This is a genomic window from Rothia nasimurium, assembly GCF_928381415.1.
Lineage (GTDB): Bacteria > Actinomycetota > Actinomycetes > Actinomycetales > Micrococcaceae > Rothia > Rothia nasimurium_H.
On record NZ_CAKMSF010000017.1, the window covers coordinates 1 to 3,463 of the forward strand.

Annotated in this window: 2 rRNA genes; both read right to left on the reverse strand. The window is 52.9% G+C overall.

Annotated features, from left to right (window positions below):
• A 23S ribosomal RNA gene (locus L7A20_RS11730) occupies positions 1-1,535 on the reverse strand; the annotation flags it as partial.
• A 375-nt stretch (positions 1,536-1,910) separates the two neighbouring features.
• Positions 1,911-3,439: ribosomal RNA gene (locus tag L7A20_RS11735) — 16S ribosomal RNA — on the reverse strand.
• Positions 3,440-3,463 lie beyond the last annotated feature (24 nt).

Here is a 3,463-nt window from a genome sequence, read left to right on the forward strand (position 1 = left end):
GCTTCTCACAGTTAGCATCAAAATATCAGTATGGGCGGTTTTTCGCCGGTACGGGAATATCAACCCGTTATCCATCGACTACGCCTGTCGGCCTCGCCTTAGGCCCCGACTAACCCAGGGCAGATTAGCTTGACCCTGGAACCCTTGATCATCCGGCGCACGGGTTTCTCACCCGTGATTCGCTACTCATGCCTGCATTCTCACTCGCGTACCCTCCACCACTGGTTTACACCGCAGCTTCACTGGATACACGACGCTCCCCTACCCAACCAGTAAAAAACTGATTGCCATAACTTCGGTGGTGTACTTGAGCCCCGCTACATTATCGGCGCAGAATCACTTGACCAGTGAGCTATTACGCACTCTTTCAAGGGTGGCTGCTTCTAAGCCAACCTCCTGGTTGTCTAAGCAACTCCACATCCTTTCCCACTTAGTACACGCTTAGGGACCTTAGTTGATGGTCTGGGCTGTTTCCCTCTCGACAATGAAGCTTATCCCCCACTGTCTCACTGCTACGCTCTCACTTACCGGCATTCGGAGTTTAGCTGACGTCAGTAACCCTGTGGGGCCCATCGGCCATCCAGTAGCTCTACCTCCGGCAAGAAACACGTAACGCTGCACCTAAATGCATTTCGGGGAGAACCAGCTATCACAGAGTTTGATTGGCCTTTCACCCCTATCCACAGCTCATCCCCTCCATTTTCAACTGAAGTGGGTTCGGTCCTCCACGACGTCTTACCGTCGCTTCAACCTGGCCATGGATAGATCACTCCGCTTCGGGTCTAGATCCTGCCACTAAACTCGCCCTATTCAGACTCGCTTTCGCTACGGCTTCCCCACACGGGTTAACCTCGCGACAGAACACTAACTCGCAGGCTCATTCTTCAAAAGGCACGCTGTCACCCCAAAAGGCTCCAACGGCTTGTAAGCACACGGTTTCAGGTACTATTTCACTCCCCTCCCGGGGTACTTTTCACCATTCCCTCACGGTACTGATTCACTATCGGTCACTAGAAAGTATTTAGACTTACCAGGTGGTCCTGGCAGATTCACACGAGATTCCACGAGCCCCGTGCTACTCGGGTGGCACACACGCGGTCTAACACATTACGATTACAGGACTCTCACCCTCTCCGGTCGCCCATCCCAAGGCGTTCACCTACATGCTAGAACATCACGTCAACAGCCGGTTGAAACTGTTATGCGTACTCCCACAACCCCCATGATGCAACCCTCAACCGGTATCACACACCACAGGTTTAGTCTCTTCCGCTTTCGCTCGCCACTACTCACAGAATCATTAGTTATTTTCTCTTCCTGAGGGTACTGAGATGTTTCACTTCCCCTCGTTCCCTCCAACCAGCCTATACATTCAACTGGTGGTAACAAACCATGATGGCTTGCTGGGTTTCCCCATTCGGACATCCTGGGATCAACGCCCTGTTATCGGCTTCCCCAGGCTTTTCGCAGATTCACACGTCCTTCATCGGCTTCTAGTGCCAAGGCATCCACCGTGTGCCCTTAATAACTTACACACAGATAAAATCAAAGATATTAACCTTGACTAACTAAGTACAAAATCAAAAGTATCAAAGAAACCCAATCATTAGAGATTGAGAAATCTTCATTACATTCGAAGATGCTCGCGTCCACTATACAGTTCTCAAACAACAACCCGATACCACTCGAGGCAACCAGGAAAAAACCTGACCACTACTCTCATGCCGGGAACCTGAGAGCAACAAACCCTAATGGCTTGTTACCTCAAAACCCAAAAGCGCACCAGCATTACACACAATCCTTATCAGCACCCACCAGGGGGCACCTGAACTAACATTCCACCCATGAGCAAACCACCCAAACGACACTCGCGTCCGGCGTGGCTCAACCAATATGTTGAAGCTCCTTAGAAAGGAGGTGATCCAGCCGCACCTTCCGGTACGGCTACCTTGTTACGACTTAGTCCCAATCGCCAATCCCACCTTCGACGACTCCCTCCCACAAGGGGTTAGGCCATCGGCTTCGGGTGTTACCAACTTTCGTGACTTGACGGGCGGTGTGTACAAGGCCCGGGAACGTATTCACCGCAGCGTTGCTGATCTGCGATTACTAGCGACTCCGACTTCATGGGGTCGAGTTGCAGACCCCAATCCGAACTGAGACCGGCTTTTTGGGATTAGCTCAACCTCACAGTATCGCAACCCTTTGTACCGGCCATTGTAGCATGCGTGAAGCCCAAGACATAAGGGGCATGATGATTTGACGTCATCCCCACCTTCCTCCGAGTTGACCCCGGCAGTCTCCTATGAGTCCCCACCATTACGTGCTGGCAACATAGAACGAGGGTTGCGCTCGTTGCGGGACTTAACCCAACATCTCACGACACGAGCTGACGACAACCATGCACCACCTGTATACCAGCCCCGAAGGGAAACTCTATCTCTAGAGCGGTCCAGTATATGTCAAGCCTTGGTAAGGTTCTTCGCGTTGCATCGAATTAATCCGCATGCTCCGCCGCTTGTGCGGGCCCCCGTCAATTTCTTTGAGTTTTAGCCTTGCGGCCGTACTCCCCAGGCGGGGCACTTAATGCGTTAGCTACGGCGCGGAAAACGTGGAATGTCCCCCACACCTAGTGCCCAACGTTTACGGCATGGACTACCAGGGTATCTAATCCTGTTTGCTCCCCATGCTTTCGCTTCTCAGCGTCAGTTACAGCCCAGAGACCTGCCTTCGCCATTGGTGTTCCTCCTGATATCTGCGCATTTCACCGCTACACCAGGAATTCCAGTCTCCCCTACTGCACTCTAGTTAGCCCGTACCCACTGCAAACCCGGGGTTAAGCCCCGGGCTTTCACAGCAGACGCGACAAACCGCCTACAAGCTCTTTACGCCCAATAATTCCGGACAACGCTCGCGCCCTACGTATTACCGCGGCTGCTGGCACGTAGTTAGCCGGCGCTTCTTCTGCAGGTACCGTCACTTTCGCTTCTTCCCTGCTGAAAGAGGTTTACAACCCGAAGGCCGTCATCCCTCACGCGGCGTCGCTGCATCAGGCTTGCGCCCATTGTGCAATATTCCCCACTGCTGCCTCCCGTAGGAGTCTGGGCCGTGTCTCAGTCCCAGTGTGGCCGGTCACCCTCTCAGGCCGGCTACCCGTCGTCGCCTTGGTGAGCCGTTACCTCACCAACAAGCTGATAGGCCGTGAGCCCATCTAAAACCAGTACATATCCCTTTCCACCAGCATCCCATGCGGGAACTGGTCGTATCCGGTATTAGACCTCGTTTCCAAGGCTTATCCCAGAGTTAAAGGCAGGTTACTCACGTATTACTCACCCGTTCGCCACTAATCCACCCAGCAAGCTGGGCTTCATCGTTCGACTTGCATGTGTTAAGCACGCCGCCAGCGTTCGTCCTGAGCCAGAATCAAACTCTCCGTTGAAAAAATGAAGTAGTTGATGATCCT